14 protein-coding genes are annotated in these 17463 nt (G+C 60.8%); 8 read left to right on the forward strand and 6 right to left on the reverse strand.

Annotated features, from left to right (window positions below; translation table 11 throughout):
* Positions 1-183 precede the first annotated feature (183 nt).
* The gene (locus tag ACILSQ_RS01550) at positions 184-1521 is read right to left on the reverse strand and encodes an SBBP repeat-containing protein (protein ID WP_395741810.1); all 1338 of its coding nucleotides are present in this window, start codon (positions 1519-1521) and stop codon (positions 184-186) included.
* 289 nt (positions 1522-1810) lie between these two features.
* Positions 1811-2596 carry an NIPSNAP family protein gene (locus ACILSQ_RS01555; RefSeq protein ID WP_395741811.1) on the reverse strand — a complete coding sequence of 262 codons (786 nt, stop codon included), beginning with the start codon at positions 2594-2596 and terminating at the stop codon, positions 1811-1813.
* A 519-nt stretch (positions 2597-3115) separates the two neighbouring features.
* Here ACILSQ_RS01555 and ACILSQ_RS01560 point away from each other — a divergent pair.
* From ACILSQ_RS01560 to ACILSQ_RS01570, 3 genes are all read left to right on the forward strand, one after another.
* On the forward strand, positions 3116-4465 hold the full coding sequence (locus tag ACILSQ_RS01560) for a hypothetical protein (protein WP_395741812.1): 1350 nt from the start codon (positions 3116-3118) through the stop codon (positions 4463-4465).
* Between the two features lie 204 nt (positions 4466-4669).
* Positions 4670-5758 (forward strand): DUF4236 domain-containing protein, encoded by a 1089-nt coding sequence (locus tag ACILSQ_RS01565; RefSeq protein WP_395741813.1) that lies wholly within the window; start codon positions 4670-4672, stop codon positions 5756-5758.
* A gap of 695 nt (positions 5759-6453) precedes the next feature.
* Complete coding sequence (locus ACILSQ_RS01570; RefSeq protein ID WP_395741814.1) at positions 6454-6963, forward strand: hypothetical protein; 510 nt, start codon at positions 6454-6456, stop codon at positions 6961-6963.
* 90 nt (positions 6964-7053) lie between these two features.
* Here the strand turns inward: ACILSQ_RS01570 and ACILSQ_RS01575 are convergent, their stop codons facing one another.
* Together ACILSQ_RS01575 and pabB are read right to left on the reverse strand one after the other, a co-directional pair.
* Positions 7054-7317: a hypothetical protein gene (locus tag ACILSQ_RS01575; RefSeq protein WP_395741815.1), complete on the reverse strand. Its 264-nt coding sequence runs from the start codon at positions 7315-7317 to the stop codon at positions 7054-7056.
* 204 nt (positions 7318-7521) lie between these two features.
* Positions 7522-8913, reverse strand: coding sequence for an aminodeoxychorismate synthase component I (pabB, locus tag ACILSQ_RS01580; protein ID WP_395741816.1), 1392 nt, complete (start codon positions 8911-8913; stop codon positions 7522-7524).
* A gap of 73 nt (positions 8914-8986) precedes the next feature.
* On the opposite strand from pabB, the gene ACILSQ_RS01585 reads away from it, so the two are divergent.
* From ACILSQ_RS01585 to ACILSQ_RS01605, 5 genes are all read left to right on the forward strand, one after another.
* The gene (locus tag ACILSQ_RS01585; protein ID WP_395741817.1) at positions 8987-10396 is read left to right on the forward strand and encodes a hypothetical protein; all 1410 of its coding nucleotides are present in this window, start codon (positions 8987-8989) and stop codon (positions 10394-10396) included.
* A gap of 19 nt (positions 10397-10415) precedes the next feature.
* Positions 10416-12431: an SUMF1/EgtB/PvdO family nonheme iron enzyme gene (locus tag ACILSQ_RS01590; RefSeq protein ID WP_395741818.1), complete on the forward strand. Its 2016-nt coding sequence runs from the start codon at positions 10416-10418 to the stop codon at positions 12429-12431.
* Between the two features lie 5 nt (positions 12432-12436).
* A complete protein-coding gene (locus tag ACILSQ_RS01595) occupies positions 12437-13324 on the forward strand; it encodes a hypothetical protein (protein WP_395741819.1) in 888 nt (295 codons plus the stop codon).
* Positions 13325-13449: 125 nt separating this feature from the next.
* Positions 13450-14382: an alpha/beta hydrolase fold domain-containing protein gene (locus tag ACILSQ_RS01600; RefSeq protein ID WP_395741820.1), complete on the forward strand. Its 933-nt coding sequence runs from the start codon at positions 13450-13452 to the stop codon at positions 14380-14382.
* Between the two features lie 247 nt (positions 14383-14629).
* A complete protein-coding gene (locus tag ACILSQ_RS01605) occupies positions 14630-15670 on the forward strand; it encodes an MBL fold metallo-hydrolase (RefSeq protein ID WP_395741821.1) in 1041 nt (346 codons plus the stop codon).
* A gap of 174 nt (positions 15671-15844) precedes the next feature.
* Here ACILSQ_RS01605 and ACILSQ_RS01610 read toward each other — a convergent pair whose 3' ends face one another.
* Both ACILSQ_RS01610 and ACILSQ_RS01615 read right to left on the reverse strand, forming a co-directional pair.
* On the reverse strand, positions 15845-16207 hold the full coding sequence (locus tag ACILSQ_RS01610) for a hypothetical protein (protein WP_395741822.1): 363 nt from the start codon (positions 16205-16207) through the stop codon (positions 15845-15847).
* A 48-nt stretch (positions 16208-16255) separates the two neighbouring features.
* Positions 16256-17380 (reverse strand): metallophosphoesterase family protein, encoded by a 1125-nt coding sequence (locus ACILSQ_RS01615; protein WP_395741823.1) that lies wholly within the window; start codon positions 17378-17380, stop codon positions 16256-16258.
* Between the last annotated feature and the right edge of the window lie 83 nt (positions 17381-17463).

The raw sequence follows: 17463 nt of genomic DNA on the forward strand, positions 1-17463 counted from the left end.
GGAGGATGGATCGGTTCAATCTTTGGTTGGGTTGTTGGGGCGCGCTCGTTCTGAATGGGGGTTCAGGCGGAGGGGCGCGCATGGTGTCGAGTTCGACACCCCTGTCAACGCGGGGATTTGTAGCCGGAACGGGCCGAAAACCGTGCTTTGGCGTCTTACAGAGCGAATTTTAGCGCCAAAAGGTCACTTCAAACGCAAAACCGCCCCGTAAGCCTCCGCCCCACCCGGCGAGGTCAGGGTCTGCCCGCCGAATGTCGCAGGTGCGACACTTGCCCCCGAAAAAACTAGCCGGCCAGAGGGATTCCAGGCCATGCAATAGGCATTGTCTCCCTTAACCCCCCCGCTTTGGACGAGCCATTCCAGGCCGCCTTTGGCGTCAAAAGCGGCGGTGAAGATGTCAGTGGCACCTTGTGTCTTGAGTGTCTGTCCGGCGAAGGTGGCGGTTTCGGAGAACTCGCCCGTCACGAAGCAGCGGCCGGTGTTGTCTGTGGCTACGCCGAGGCAATAGTCGGTGGCCGGTCCCTGAAGTACATGGCTCCAGACGAGTTTTCCTTCGGGGCTGTAGTGGGCGAGGACGCCGTCGTTGTCCTTGTCCCCGGTGGTCTGCACGGGGCCGCCATTGAGCACGCCTTTGAACATGCCGGCGCACCAGGTACGACCTGCGGTATCGACAGTGATTTCGTGGAAGCCGGCGCTGGGTACGCCTGGCAAGGTGGCGGCCCAGACTCCCTGGCCTTCGGGGGTGAGTTTCAGCACGATGCCTGCCTGTGCTTTGGATTGCAGCGTGATTCCATCCATTGAGCCGTCTCCGCCGCCGCTGCCTCCTATATAGATAGAGTCTTTGGCATCGACGCCAATGCCGTGGCCGCTGCCGGAGAATTTGCCGGTGGTGGTTTTGACCCACTTGAGGGTGCCTGAGGGGTCGTATTTGGCGCAGAAGATGGGGCGGGTGGTGCTGCCGGCATTGACAGTGACGTTGCCGAACTTGGCTTCGCCTGCGACGGCGCCGGTGACGACGATGTCGCCCTGGGAATCGACGGCGATGCCGTGGCCGTAATCGTAGCCTTTTCCGCCGGCGGTTTTGATCCAGAGGAGGGCACCTTGTGTGTCGTATTTGGCAATGAAGACGTCATAATCACCCGCGTTCGGCAGGGTCTGGCCGTTGGCCTGGGCATCGGTGCTTTGGTAGTGGCCGGTGACGTAGATGTTGCCGGAGGGGTCGGTGGCGACGCCGTAGCCGCGGTCCACCAGGCTGCCGCCGAGGCTGCGGACCCAGAGGAACTTTCCTTCCGGGGAGACTTTGGTGAGGAAGAAGTCTGTGCTGCCGAGGCCGGTGCGTTTGAGGTCGCCGAAGGTGCCGTCGTCGGTGGTCTCGCCAGCCATGAAGACATTGCCCTCGCGGTCAAAGGTGACGGCGCGGGTTTTGTCGCTTTTGGCTCCACCGGCGGCGGCGACCCATTCGAAGGTGGGGGTGGCGGCTTGGAGGGAGGTGGCGAGGAGGAGGAGGCAGAGGGAGCGCATGGACCGAAGGGTACGGGAGTATGAGAGGGAGTGTTACGCGGGATGCCAGCTTTTCATCTTCGCAAAAGCGTTGAGCCAAACCCACCCGGATCAAATGACGAAACCAGAGCCGAACAAAGTGAGACAGACGACTGAAAGGAGCCCGAAGGGTGAGCGAAGCGAATCAATGAGGAATGACGAAACTCCTAGCCAAGACCGCGCCGCGAACACCTACCTTCGAGCTTGGTCATTCGACATTATTCGTCATTCGGAATTCTGATTTCGTCATTCCGAGGTCGGCCACCCATGTTCACTGGATGGGCGAGAAATCCGTGGGCTTCATGTAGATGCTTTTCACGCCTTCGGTCAGGGGCTCGATGGTGAGGGAGCCGCCGTTGGCGGTTTCGCTGGCGGTTTTGGCTTTGACCCAGTCGGGGTCGGCGCGGAAGGCGGCGAAGGAGGCGAGGCCGGCTTCCTTGCTGTCGTGGGCGAGGATGTAGATGAGCTTTTTGGCGGCGCCTTTGTCGATATCGGTGGGGGTCCAGTAGGCGAGGTTGGTCATGCCGTGCTTGGTGAAGAGCTTCATGGTGTGGTCGCGGAAGCGGGAGTGGAGGGCGTCGAGCTTGCCGTCCTTGGTGGTGTAGGTGCGGAGCTCGAAGACGCGGGGCTTGCTGGCTTTGGCGACGGCCACCGGCGGGGAGTAGTCGGTGGTGGTCATGAAGATGGACTCCGGGGGCTTGGCGAGGATCTTGCCGGCTTCTTCGCTGGCCTTGCGGGCGGCCTGCCAGTCGGGATCGGCGCCGAAGGCTTTGAAGCTCTCCTTGGCGGCGTCGCGGCTTTTGTGTTCGAGGACGTAGATGAGGGTGGTCTTGGAGCCGTTTTCTTCATCGACGGGCACCCAGTAGCCGATGTTTTTCATGCCGTGCTTTTCAAAGAGCTTGCAGGTGTGGTCGCGGAAGCGGGAGAGGAGGGCGTCGAGCTTGCCTTCGTTGCAGGTGTAGATGCGGAGTTCGTAAACGGGGGAGGCGTCCGCGGCGCGGAGGAGCGGGGCGAAGAGAGTGGAAAGAGCGAGGGCGAGGAAGGTGAAGCGCTTCATGGGAGGGTGGAAGGAACGGCGGTGGGAGGGAATGCTTATCAACTGAGAGACGAGAATGGAGGGCCTACGGAACACACGGAATACGCGGAAAGGATTCCAAACCGGCTACTTCGAAGGTGAGGTTTCAGGGCTTAGGAGGCACGGTTTGTCACAACGCAGAGCACCGGAACTCAAGGCGGCTTGATTGTGGGACGGGGAGTAACGGCGGGGGGCGAAAGAGGGCGCTATTTTTTGGCAAAGGAATGTATTGGCAAAGGAATGGCCGGAGATTTGCGACGCAAAGATTTGGAGCGAAGCGGAAGCAGCCGAAGGCAAATTAGAAGACCGCAGAGAATACTTTCTGATGGCCTACGGAGCCGAGCAGCAGCGAGACAGACGACTGAAAGGAGCCCGAAGGGTGAGCGAGAGCGAATCAACACACGGAATACGCGGAAAGGATTCAAAACCGGGGGATTCAAAGTGAGACGATGCGATAGTTCGAGCTTCTGGCGCAGTTTTGTATGTCACACGTCCCGTCTTATGCTCGCGCTTCCTTTTCATCTTCGTGTCCTTGCCACCGCTTTACTCGCCCTCGTGGCCTCGGGAGCAGGGGTGGCTGAAGATGTTTCGAAGCTGTCCACGGCGGGGGTGGGACAGTGGCAGAAGGCGGCGGCGGAGCATGCGCATATTCTTTCGCAGGTGCGGTGGACGCCGGTGGCTGGTACGATGCCGGAGAGGAATGGGGGCTTTTTTGAGAAGGGGAAGGAGTACACGGGGGTGCCTTATTCGAGCGTGAAGGCGGATGGGAGATACATCGGCTTTGACATCAATTTGCGGACGTTTTTGGCGGCGGTGGAGAATCCGCTGAGTGTGCTGTATTCGCAAAGTCTGGCGGGGAAGACGGCGAATGCGGCCAGTTTTTATGGGACGGTGTGCTCGTCGTTTACGAGTTATGCGCTGCAGTGTGCGATTCCGGAGGTGAGTCGGCGGCAGGGGCCGACGGTGGGGAAAGGGGTGGAGCTGGTGCAGCCGCAGGGGGCTGAGGCGGCGCAGGTGGGGGATATCATCTACACGCCGCACACGACGGAGAGAGACGGCTCGCATGTGGAGATGGTGACGGCGGTGACGAAGGATGCGCAGGGACACGTGACTTCGGTGCGGGTGGAGGAAAGCCGGCCGATGACCACGAAGACGACCGATCGCAATGCCGAGGCTTTTGACGCGCATCTGAAGCACCGGAACAAGCAGCTTTTCCGGGTGACCGATCTCGATGCGTGGCGAGGTGGCAATCGGGCTGAGTCGTTGCACTTCCCCAATTATGAGCTGGACGCGAGACGGCCGGAGATCAATCGCACGCTGCTGCTGGATCTCGGGGACTGGGTGCCGTACCAGAAGGGGAAGCCGGTGAAGATGAATGTGATGGACCGGGACGGGCTGGGCGTGAAGGCGCTGGTCATCAAGCGGGATGGCAAGGTGGTGGAGGAAGTGGCGATGAGCGGTCCGGGTGTGGTGGAGCGCCGCTTCACGGACTGCGGGGACTACACGGCGCATGTGCTGCGGCCGGATGGCTCGGCCAGTCCTGCCTGTGAGTTTGCGGTGTGCGATCTGGATTTGAGTCTGCCGGAGGGAAGTGTGTCGCTGGCCGAGGAATGGCAGGTGACGTTCCGCAGTGAGAACATTCCGATTGCTGCGGTCTATCTCTTCAATGAGGGGGACAGCTACGGGCGGCATCCCATCGTTCTAAGTCCGGAGCAGCGGCGCGCCGGGGCTGTGAGCATTCCTGCGGGGCTGCTGAAGAAGCCTGGGAAATTGCAGGTGTGGGTGATTGGGGAGCACCGGCTAGGGAGGCTGAAGGTGAGGAAGGATGTGTGGGTTGGGGGGAATGAGTAGGCTGCAAACGTCCCGTGAGACCATCGTGAACGGCACTGGGTTTGGAGCAGTAGGATGATTTAGGCGCGCGGGGCCGCGAAGCCGTGCGCGATGGCCCTAGCAGCGTCCTATTGGATCTACGAATATTCTCCGGCGGCGGACAAGCAAGTAATTCGCTTAATTCTTAATAGTTGCACTGCATTTAAAGGGTTTTACCGTCCTACCATGGGCATCTATCTGCGTAAAAGCATCCGTGTTGGACCGTTTCGCTTTAATTTGTCAAAGTCGGGAGTCGGTGTGTCTGCTGGGATAAAGGGATTTAGGCTGGGAACGGGACCTTGTGGAAACTATGTCCATATGGGCGCCGGGGGTCTCTATTATCGCAAGACCCTAAATTCATCGAGGTCGCATCCAGGGCGTTCTTCCTCTGTCCCTGGCCAAGACTATGGACCTCGGGCCTCCACCATTCAAATGCGAGAGATCGAGTCAGGAGATGTCAGCGGCATGGCTCATTCGTCTTCCGTTGAGTTGTTGCATGAGATCGCCGAAAAGGAAAAAGCGATGGCCATGCTTCCTTGGTCCGTTGCTGCCGCTGGCGTGCTTTTGGCATTTCTTTTTTTGAAGGAGTTTTCGATTCCTCTTCTTATCATTGGAGTATGCGTCAGCATAGCTTTGATTTTGAGCGCTGTGCACATGGACGGCCTGCGAAAAACTGTGGTGTTGTTTTATGACCTAGATCCGACGACTGAACAGGCGTACGAGCTGCTCATTGACCACGGAACGAACTTGGGAAAGTGTGGCGGGGTTTGGCATGTTTCGGCATCAGGGAAGGTGCATGACCGGAAGTACCACGCTGGCGCTTCAGACGTTATTGATAGGAAGCCAACTACAATTGAGCAGAGCTCTCCCCATTTTCTCAAAACAAACATAAGGACGCTCGCCATTTCTGTTGGGCGTCAAGTCCTCTACTTCTTCCCGGATCGCATTCTTGTTTATGATCGGGGAAGTGTAGGGGCTGTCGGATATGATGAAATCCGTATTGAGGTCAACCCAAGCCGATTTATTGAGTCGTCCACCCCGCCAGCTGATGCCGAGATTGTCGATCATACTTGGCGCTATGTGAACAAGAAAGGAGGGCCAGATAAGAGGTTCGCCAATAATGTGCAGCTTCCAATTTGCCGATATGAGGAACTACACTTCACAAGTCGCACAGGGCTTAACGAGATCCTCCAACTTTCGCGGCATAGTCTCGGAGCGGGATTCGTGCAATCTGTTGAATATCTAGGCCAGTTTGCCCAAGAGATTGCTGGTTGATCCTTGAATAGGAAATTGCAGGTGTGGCTGATTGGGAAGCTCCGGCTGGGAAAGGCTGAAGGTTCGGAGGGATGTGGAGGGTGGGGATGGGCTCTAAGCTGGCGGCGAGATATAACAGAACACGTGAACCCAAGGCGGCTTGACTGTGGAACGGATAGTGACAGCGGAGCTTGTGCGGAAAAGAGTGCGCTGCTCTCTGGCAAAGAAATGAAGGATCAAGGGAATGGCTCCCCCATTTCTTACATTAACGCCAAAGAGCTTTAATTGCTGCAGCAATTGCACCCAGCCCCGAAACTATTGACCCGGGTGCAAGAAGAGCCGTCACGAGCACAGCAAGCGCAAGAATAATAGCTGGCAAGTAAGGTGCCCAGGTTTCTGCATATCTACGATGTTGTTCTGCACTCCAACGAGAGCTGACTAATTGCTTTTTTCGTCTCATGGCTTCGTCTGGTTTGATTTCACACCTTTGCTGAACTTCTGCGGATGTCTTGATTGTCTTGTTGGGTTATCGATGTATGGATCGATTGCGTTTTTAAAGGAAGATAAATACTCTGCACAAATCACAACTACTGTTCAAATGAACAGTAGTTGTCAAATTTAATTCTTCGCTTCCCTTTCAGATTTTGGAAAAATAATGCGATTTTCGTCATAATGACGGCTATGATACGTCATATTGACGAACAAATAAAGAAACTATGACAGATGACAAAAAAAAATATCGGACCGACGTGGCGGAAAATGAACCTTTGATCGCACTCGAAACCGCAATGCACGAATTGCACGCATCACCACTTTCTCTTGCTAAGCGTATGCGAGAATTAGGTGATAACCGTTCATTAAGCGTTATCACGCGAAGCCTTCAAAGAATGTTGGCAGGCGAAACTCGGGTGTCCGGCGAAATTCTGGTAATTGCCAATTTGATGGTGCGCGAGCTTCGCCAGTTGTTGAAACAATACGCACACCTTGAGTGGAAACCATTGGCCAACGGTGTCATCACAACTATCACAGACGATTTCAGAATAACCTTGCACCCAAAATCAAAGGATAGGTGGCTAGTTAATTTGGTTTATCTCAAAACTGGCTATAGCCCGTCTTGGCAGCCATGGCAAAATGGTCTAGACGCTGCAAAACATATGGCCATCTCTTGCCTGGAACCGGCTCGCAAAGAAGTGGAACAAATCGAAAAGGAAAAATTAGTGGCTTAGTTTTAACAGCCCGAATTTATATGGCACGTAGTGCGAAGGTTGCGCATCTGATATTGATGCTGCGAAGTACACCGAGTTCGAGCATGGCGCTCACCGCCGTGCGGCACGATCCGCCAGTGCATCACGTTCAGCTCGAACAGCGGCGGCGACATCCATTTTGATGCCGAGCTTGGGCACCACAAGAACTCCATTCTCGTACACTCCTGAAATCACCTCGGGAAGCTGATCAGACATCGGTGCAAGCACAAGCCTGCCGCTGGGTGAGCGTGCGGTTTTAGACACGAGGGGAACGTCATCTACTGTCTCCATTCGAGAATCGCGCCCGGCATCAGCCTTTGTTGGTATGGCGGACATGGGGTGATTTTGCCACTGAATGGCAAGAACGGCAATGGGAGCGTGAGTTCGTCAGTGGGGGCTGTTCTTGTTCCTTTGGTGGGCCGGAGGAGGTGGTGAGACTGAAGCTCGTTCTTGACCCCGCGAAAGCGGTAGCTCCGATGCAGGCTTGCGCCTTGCATCTGCGCGACCGCACTCCAGGACGCTGGCGCGCTTGAGTCTGTGCTAGCCCGCTGCCGCGAGGATGCCGGCGGCTTTGTGGAGGGTTTCTTCGTATTCGTGCTGGGGGACGGAGTCGGCGACGATGCCGGAGCCGACGTGGAAGGTGATTTGGTTTTCTTTTTGGACGGCGGTGCGGATGGCGATGTTCCATTGGCTGCGGCCGTCGAAGCCGAACCAGCCGATGGCGCCGGTGTAGAGGCCGCGGGGGTGGGGCTCGAGTTCGGTGATGATTTCGGTGGCGCGTTTTTTGGGGGCGCCGGTGATGCTGCCGCCGGGGAAGCAGGCGCGGAAGGCATCGACGTGGTCGATGTGGGGACGGAGGGTGCCGGTGACGGTGGAGACGAGGTGGAAGACCTGGGCGAAGCTTTCGACACGCCAGAGCTCGGGGACGGAGACGCTGCCGAATTCGCAGACCTGGCCGAGGTCGTTGCGCTGGAGGTCGGTGATCATGAGGAGTTCGGCGCGTTCTTTGGGGGAGGTGGTGAGTTCGCGGACGGCGGCCTCATCGCGGGCGGGGTCGGCGGCGAAGCGGGGGCGGGTGCCTTTGATGGGGCGGGTGGCGATACGGGAGCCCTGCATGCGGAGGAAGAGCTCGGGGGAGGCGGAGAGGACGGTGGTGCCGGCCAATTGCATGAAGGCGGCGTGGGGCGCGGGGGAGACCGTGCGGAGTTTTAGATAAAGGGCGAGGGGGTCGGCACCTTGCGGCCAGTGGGCGTGCCAGGGGTAGGAGAGATTGACCTGGTAGATGTCTCCGGCGGTGATGTAGTCCTGGGCGCGCTGGACGATGCGGATGAATTCGGCGCTGGTGAGGGCGGGCTGGAAGTGGAGGGATGGAGGGGGAGCGGACAGGAGTGTCCGCGCTCCCGTTGGGGGGCTGGGAGCGGATGCGGGCAGGAGTGCCCGCGCTCCCTTTGGAAGGCGTGGGGTTGATGCGGGCTGGAGTGGCCGCGCTCCCGTTGGGCTGCTGGGTGCGGAGGCGGACAGGAGTGTCCGCGCTCCTGTGGGCGTGTTTGGGAGCTTGAAGTCGCCGAACTGGTACCACTTGGAGGTGTCGTGGTGATAGACGAGGCCGTGGGGGTAGATGCCGAAGGTGAAGTGGCCGTCATAACCGACCCAGCCGTAGAGGCCGCCGGCGGAGGCGCGGGGGATGCGGAGGGCGGAGCGGACTTTTTCCCAGTCGTGGTCGATGTGACCCTGGAGGGTGGCGACGGGTTCGGCGGTGAGAATGGAGATGGCGCCGGGGGTGGCGAGGGAGGAATCCATCCAGATGAAGCCTTCGCGGTGGCACAGTTGTGCCGCGACCTGGGCGGGGGTGAAGGAAAAGCCGCACGGGTGGTAATGCGGTGACGTTTCAATGGCATGAGAGAACAACGGCAGGGAGTGACCTTCCGGCATTTTGAACGAAGAACCCTGGAGCATTGACACTAGGAGCCGTAAATCGTACCATGGGCGTCTTTTTCAGCAACTCGTGACTCCTACATCCACCATCCTGGCCTCTGAGCGTGACCGTTCTTCAGCGATTGCGTGCGGGACGCTGTGCGTGCTGGCGGTGGTGCAGATGATCCTGGCGCTGGGGCTGCTGACGGGGGGCCACGGGCCGGAGGCGCAGGCCAAAACCGTGGCTGCCGCGCCGGGCGGGGCCGTGCCAGCCCAGATGCCGAACCGGATCACCGTGACACCGAGCGTGGTGCCGGAGATTGGCCAGATCGCCACGCCGCCGCGTGCGAGTGCTCCGCCGCTGCCGGGGTCGCTGGTGCCGGCACCTGCGGCGCCTGTTTCGAACGGGCCGCCGCCGATCGGCTCATTCACGCAGCCGGGGGCCGGGGGGCCGCAGACGGCGCCGCCCGCCCCGCCTGCGTATGCACCGCTGACCGCGCCTGGGAGCGGAGTGAGGGGAGCGCCTGTACTGCCGCCTGCGGCTGATGCGCAGAAGTCTGCCCGGCCGCCGCTGCCGGGGTCATCCGCACCGGTGCCCGCGATGCCTGCGCTGCCGGGGTCATCCGCACCGGTGCCTGCGATGCCTGCGCTGCCGGGAGCTTCTGCGCCGATGCCTGCGCTGCCGCCCGGGTACGGGCCGGGGGGGGTGAAGGAAGATGCTGCGACGAGGGCGATGCGGGATGTGAACTTCGTGCTCAACACCGCCAAGGAGCTGCGCGGAATGAGCGACATGCAGGGAACGCTGGACCTGCTGCGGCGGGCGAACGAACTGACGCCTGACCACCCGGCGATCATGGCCGAGATAGCGCAGACGTATGAGCAAATGGGGCTCACGGCCAAGGCCATGGACGCATGGCGAAGCATTCAGCTTCTGGGAGCCACGAAGGCGGGGAGTTATTTTGAACTGGCGAACCGGCGGCTGGGCTCGGGCTCGGCGGGGGTGACGGCTCCGGCACTGCCAGGAGCGCCGGGCGCTGACAGCGAGAAATTTGTGCGCCTAGGCGCGTGCCAGGTGACGCGGGACACGACGGTGAGCAGCGGGGAGCGCTATGTGCTGCGCGTGCCCATCGTGCGGGCGGGTAACCGGCCGATCAACCGGAATGAGCTGGATCTGAACGTGTACTTTTTTGACCGGGTGAACCATGAGAAGGTGGCGCAGACGATCGCGCCTGAGCCGGCGGTGTCGTGGCAGTCGTCCCCGGTGGACTGGAAGGGGACGGGTGAAGAGGTGGTGGATGTGATCTACCACCTGCCGGCGCTTTCCGCGGCGGAGATCCAGCAGCATGGACACCGCTCGTACTTTGGTTACATGCTACAGCTTTACTACAACAACAAACTTCAGGATGTGGCCGCCGAGCCCCGCGATCTCCTGGAGTTCGGATCCGCGCCAGGCACCGGACCTGCGGGTGCGAATCCGCTGCTCCCACCAATGGGGAAATGATCGCCACTGACATGCCTGCATGAATCTTTTGTTTGTCGATTCCAACGCCGCGCTGCGCGGCCAACGAACCATCTGGCTGAGGGAGCACCTGCCGGGCTACACGGTGGTGGACTTTCCGAGCGCGAAGCTGGCGGCGGCGTGGGTGGGGAAGGCGGACTCGCTGGACATCCTGGTGACGGAGGCGATTTTTCCGACGCAGGAGACGGGGTTTGCGCTGCGGGACACGGTGCGTGCGCGGTTTCCGCAGACGCGGGTGCTCTTCACGACGCGGTATGACCTGACGGGGTTTGAAGACCAGATCGCGGACGGGCTGGTGCTGAAGGACGGGCCGTACACGCCGGAGAAGCTGCTGGAGCGGGTGCGGGCGCTGCTGACGCTGCCGGTGGAGTCCAACGAACCGGCGCCGACGATGGTGCCGGGGACGGTGCTGGGAAACTACCAGGTGCTGGAGCGGCTGTACATTGAGACGGAGGCGGAGACGTACCGCGCGCTGCAGATCACGGTGCAGAGGCCGGTGGCGCTGGTGCTGCTGAAGCCGGAATACCTGAACCAGCCGGAGGTGGTGGCGAAGTTCAAGGAACGTGAGCGGGTGAAGGCCTCGCTGATGCATCCGCGGATAGCGCCGCTGTATGAGGCGGGGGAGACGAACGGGTGGCTGTTTTACACGCGGGAGCTGCCGCGGGGGCGGAGCCTGTCTGAGATCGAGCTGACGGACGAGGTGCTGAGCGAGCGGCGGCTGGCGGAGGTGTTGTTTGGGGTGGCGGAGGCGATGCAGTTTGCGACGGAGCGGGGGTACCACCACCGGAGCATCTCGCCGCGGGACATTTACATCGATGCGGACCACCAGGCGAGCATTGTGAATTTTTTCCGCCCCGCGGCGGTGAAGAAGCGGGATGCGCACGCGGACGTGAAAGCCTTTCTGGGACTGATGCGGCAGGTGGCGGCGGAGGGCAAGGCGCGCGGCCTGCTGCAGTCGCTGGCGGATGCGAACCATGACTGGAACGGACTGCTGAACGCGCTGGATGATGTGCGCGACGACATGCGGGAGCGCAGCATCGTGCGGAAGATCGAGGCGGAGACGCTGCCGGTGAACGTGAACGGCAGCAAGCCATGGTGGGTGTGGATGGTGATATTCATCATTCTGCTGGTGGTGGCGGGGCTGGGCGCGCTGATGAACGGCCGGAACACCGTGCCGGCCGCGAATGCGACGGCGCTGCCGATCGAGCTGGTGCACATCCCCGGCGGGAACTTCATCTACCAGAAGAATGAAAAGATGCGGCTGCCGGAGTTCTGGATCAGCAAGCATGAGGTGACGATCGGCCAGTATGCGGAGTTTCTGAAAGCGCTGAAGAGCGCGGAGGAGCCGGGGGCCTATGACCACGCGCTGCAGCCGAAGACGAAGACGAGCCATGAGCCGGTGAAGTGGGGGCAGTACTATGCGGCCGCGAAGGCGGGGACGACGTACAACGGCGAGAGCATGACGCTGAACACGCCGGTGTTTCAGGTGGACTGGTGGGATGCGTACGCCTTTGCGAAATGGAGCGGGCAGCGGCTGCCGACGGAGCAGGAGTGGGAGAGGGCGGCACGTGGCAAGGACGGCTTTATCTACCCCTGGGGGAACACTCCAAACCCGAAGGCGGCGAACCTGGGAGATGACTATGACGCCTCTCCCAAGGGGAAGGGAGGCCAGATCGACGGGTACAACCTGTGGGCGCCGATCACGCGGGTGACGCAGGATGTGAGCCCGGACGGCGTGTGCGACATGGCGGGGAACGTGAGCGAATGGACCGCGGGCGAGACGCAGTCCGGCGAATGGCCCCCGCACCCGGACTATGTGGACCTGAAGGTGCCGGTGGTGCGGGGCGGACACTTTGGCCTGAAGAGCAATGACCAGCTCCTGACTGACCGGCGCTTTCCTGAATCCGCGAACGAGGCTACACTGGCGCGGGGCTTCCGCACCGCGACGAGCACCGCGCCCGCGCCCGGCCATGCCACCTCCCCCAACCGCAAAGCCCAAGCCAAACCCAAGCCATGAAGCTCATGAACCGCCTTTTTCTTCTGCTGATCCTCTGCCTGTGCTGCGGCCAGGCGCGGGCGCAGTATGTGACGAACCTCACGCTGATCAAAGACCACTTTCTGACGGGAGAGCCGGTGGTGGCGGTGGTGAGCATCACGAACCGCTCCGGCGCGGATGTGATCGTGGGAGGGCATGGCTCGCGGGACTGGCTGCAGTTTGAGATCACGCAGAACACGGGGCAGAACCTTGCGCCCATCACGATTGGCTCCGCCGAGCCCATCACGATGAAGGCGGGGGGCACGCTGAAGCAGACGGTGGAGCTCTCCGGGGGCTACTCGACAGCCAATCTCGGCACGTTCTCCATGGTGGCAAACGTGCTGCACCCGCTTTCGGGGCAGTTCTTCCAGTCCAACAAGGTGCGGCTCACCATCACGGATTCGAAGCCAAACATGTTTGACCAGCCGTTTGGGGTGCCGGAGGGATACGCCAACGCGGGGCGGCAGCGGCGGTACCAGGTGATCCTGTTTCGCGAGCTGAACGAACTGCAGCTCTACTGTCGCCTGACGGATGACCGGAGCGGGTCGTACATCGCCACGTTTCTGCTGGGGCCGGCGATGATGGTGGTGCAGCCGCAGATCGCCATCGACGTGCACAACAAGCTGCATGTGCTGTTTCTGGCGCAGCCGCACATTTACTGCCATGTGGTGGTGAACCCGGACGGGAAGGTGCACCAGCGCTCGTACTACCGTGACCCTGAAGGCAACCGGCCGGAGATGATCATGACCTCCACCGGAGCGAAGGTGGTGGGGGGAGAGCCCTTTGACCCGGGCGCGCCGCCGGTGAGAAAGAAGGGCCTGCGCAAGGCCTCCGAACGGCCGAAGGACATGGAAAGCGTGCCGAAGAAGAAATAAGCAAGCGACGTGGTGAAAGAGGGCAGCGAGTGCGTTTTAGTGCCAGCGTGCCCGGAGGCCGTACGCGGACGGGGGCTCCGGCCTCAGACATTCACAAGAATTCACATTCATCATCAGCATCCCCTATGACTCTTCGTTTTTTTCTTGGCCTCGTGTTTTCACTTTCCGTGGGTGGTCTTCATGCTGCGGACACCAAGGCTGCTCCCGCGAAGCCGGGCGGGAACGGGCCCAAGTGGAAGGCGCTGAAGCCGCAGACGCCGGCGGGCTTTACGCTGAAGACGCTGGAGGTGGCGAGATATCCGGAACACACGGTGGAGCTGTATGTGTATGTGCCGGACGCGGAGGGCACGTGGCCGTGCGTGCTGGACATTCACGGCGGCGGCTGGAAGGCGCGGCAGGTGGAGGCTGACAAGCCGATGATGGAGCGGCTGGCGCAGCGGGGCTTTGTGACGGCGCTGGTGAGCTACCGGCTCTCCACACAGGCGAAGTACCCGGCGGCGCTGCATGACTGCAAGGCGGCGCTGCGCTGCCTGCGCGCGCATGCGAAGGAACTGAAGCTGGACCCGGAGCGCATCGGCTGCATGGGGGGCTCGGCGGGGGGGCATCTCTCAGGACTGACGGCGATGACGACGGGGCTGGCGGAGTTTGAAGGCGAAGGGCCGTTTAAAGATCAATCCAGCGCGGTGAAGGCGTGCATTGTGATGGCGGCGACGCAGGACCTGGTGGCGGCCAACAAAGGCAAAAAGAACGAGGGCGCGGCGCTGTTCTTTGGCGGGAGTGAGGAGGAGAAGCCGGAGATTTACAAGGCGGCGTCTCCCATCACCCATGTGCGCGCGGGTGTGCCGCCGACGATCTTTATTGAAGGGGAGAAGGACACGCTGAAGGTGGGGCGTGCGGAGATGATGGAGAAGCTGAAGGCGCTGGGGATTGAGACGGCCGTGTACACGCTGAAGGATGCGCCGCACCCGTTTTGGATGAGCGACCCGTGGTGCGCGGAGACGGTGGATATTGCGGCGGCGTTTTTTAAGAAGCACCTCGGGAAGCCGGTGGTGAAGTGAACAGAGGGACGTGGCCGGGTGGGAACTTGGATGATTCGCGGACTGAACGCTGGCGCTGGAAACTCACTGGAAGTTTTTGTGCAGACTTGGAATGCTGGCGGTGGCCCAGGAACCGCACACGGAGTGTGCGGACTACTTCACGGGTGCTTGTGCGATGTGCCGTGGCTATTTCAGCACGTCGAAAAAAGATGGCGGGCCTTGAGCACCTGATCCTTGACGTTTGGGACGCACGAGATAGCAGGGGGCGATGAGCATTTCGTACCGCATCCTGGGGAGTGCTGGCAGTGACAACGCGCTGCTGGTGCAGGTGGACAGTGGTCAGGCGGTCGAGCGCCTGCTGTTTGATTGCGGCGAGGGGTGTCTTTCGGAGGTGGCGTTCGCCGACGTGCTGGGGATTGATCATCTGTTTTTTTCGCATCTGCACATGGATCATGTGGGGGGATTTGACTCGTTTTTCCGCAGCACTTTCAACCGGCAGACGAAGGCGAACCGGATCTGGGGGCCGCCGGAAACGATCCGGATTTTGCAGCATCGCTTTCAAGGGTATTTGTGGAATTTGCATGAGGAGATGGCGGGGACGTGGCGTGTCTCTGACGTGCATCCCGGTGAGGTACGCACGGCGCGGCTGGAGCTGCATGAGGCCTTTGCGGTGGCGCATGATGAGGGGACGCAGCCTTATGCGCGGACGCTGTGGGAAGGAGCGGGGTGCAGCGTGGACGTTGTCACGATGGACCACCGCACGCCCACGCTGGCGTATGTGATTCGTGAGAAGGCGCGGAGGAATGTTGAGACGTCACGGCTGCCGGCATTGGGCTTAAAGCCGGGGCCCTGGCTGAAGCAGCTGAAGGAGTCGGTGAGCGGTTCCGAGGTGGTGGTGATCGATGGTGTGACGCACTCGATGGACGAGCTGCGGGAGAAGCTGATCGTGGAGACGCCGGGGGACTCGATCGCCTATCTGACCGATTTTCTGCTGGATGAACCGGCGATGGAGCGGCTGAGCGATGCCCTGCGTGGCTGCCGGGTGATGATTTGTGAGGGGCAATACCGCCATGCGGACATGGAGCTGGCGCGGAAACATTTTCATATGACCACGGTGCTGACGGCGACGCTGGCGCAGCGTGCTCAGGTGGGGGAGCTGGTGCTGTTTCACCTGTCTGCCCGCTACGAGCGTGCGGTGTGGCTGGAGATGCTGCGGGAGGCCCGGGAGATCTTTCCGAAGACTGCCTACCCGCCGCACTGGGGGCTGGATTTGAGTGACCCGCCTGCACTTCCACACTCCCAACACTGAAAGGCGGCGATAGAGCGCCAAGCCGGGGCGGGGCGAAGACAGCCGAAGGCAATTCCGATTCCGCGAAGGTGACGCCTCGGTATCGGAATACCGAGCTACATAAACTCGTGCTGCACGCCGTCCGCGAATTCGCTGTGAGTGTGAGAGATACGGGTTAGCCCGGGGCCTCCGGAGCTACTTGCCCGCTTTCGGCAGGGCCTGGACGAGGAGGCTGTAGAACTCGTTTTCCTCGGGGGTTTCGCCGTCGCTTTTGAGGATGTTTTTCACCACGCCGAGGACTTCCTTTTGAACCGCCTTGGTGGCGAAGGCCTGGGCTTTTTCATTGATGTAGTCAAACATGGTGTCGTCGCTCTCAGACATCTCACGGGCGCGGGCGAAGGATTCCTCGATGAAGAGGCTCTTGGGGTATTCGGAATCCCAGCCTTCGGCGACAAAGGCGGACTCGAGCAGGCGCTCCTCGGTCAGTGAGATATGGGCATCCGCATAGATGGAAAGAGTGAGGACATCAAACAGGGCTTCGCGTTGGGACTGGTTCATATGAGGAGAATCTGGCTGCTGGCGGTGCCTGATCAAGCAGACACTTCCTCAGACTGAAATCTTCAGGGTCTGGAAGGCCTCTGTTTGCGAGCCTGAGTGAACGGCGGCGGTGACTTGTGCGCCATCGACGGTGATGACGGCGAAGCCGGCGGTGTCGGCATACTCAAAGGAGGTGACCTGCTGGCGCTCGGCGGCGTAGATGTCGCGGCGCTGGGCGGCGGTGTCGGGGGAGTGCTTGGGCTCGAGATTGACCTGATCGCCGGTGTAGGTGTCGAGGCCGTGGAGGATGTCCTTGGGCTTTTGATTTAACGATGAGACGACGCTGCTGACGGCGAGCTGGGAGAAGCTTTTGCCGCCGGCATTGCGGGTGAGGGCGCTGAATTTGTGGAGGTGGCCGCCGAGGACCATGGCCTGCTGCTGGCCGAGGATGTCGAGGAGCTTGGCGCGCTGCGATTTTGTTTTCTCGCCGGCGTAGAGGTGCCAGGATGCGCGGGCGCCGTAGGGGACGACGGGCGGGTGGATGGTGACGAAGAGGTGTTTGGCGGTGCGTTTGGCGGCGACGGCTTCGAGCCATTCGAGGCTGGTTTTGTCGTAGGCGTCGAAGAAGGCGAACTGGGAATCGCCCTGGGTCAGGGTGTGATTGGCCTGGGTGTGGGTGGCGGTGGAGTCGAGCTTGCGTGCTTCTTTGGCCATATAGGGCAGGAGGACTTCATCGAAGGCTTCTTTGGCGCCGTCGCCGGTGACGTCGTGATTGCCTTTGGTGAAGACGAAGGGAATGCCGAGCTCTGACTGGGTGACGAAGGCGAGGGCTTCGCGGTTTTGGCGGGCGGAGAGCTCGGCGGTGCCGCAGAGGCCTTCGACGAGATCGCCGACCTGGAGGACGAAGGCGGGCGGTGCGGCGGAGTCGCGCAGGGATGCGATGCGTTGTTTTAATGCGGCGAACATGCCGGGCATGACTTCGGCGGTGAGGCGGGAGTAGTTATTAATTTGGCTGAGATCGCCGCCGTGGTGGGCATCGAGCCATTTCATGTCGTGATGGGAAAGGCTGTCGTAGTGGAGGTCGCCGAGGAGGATGAAGGAGAAGGGCTTGGCAGGCTCGGCGGCATGAGAGGCGGGGTGTGGAAGTGCGGCTGCGGCGGTGCAGGTTTGGAGGAAGCGACGGCGGGAGTGCATGTGCTATCAACGTGGGAGCGGCATTTCGTCATTCTGAATTCGTCATTCGTCATTGCTCCCCTCTTGACCTGCCGGGCTACCTC

The sequence above is a fragment of the Prosthecobacter sp. genome, from assembly GCF_044227185.1.
GTDB lineage: Bacteria > Verrucomicrobiota > Verrucomicrobiia > Verrucomicrobiales > Verrucomicrobiaceae > Prosthecobacter.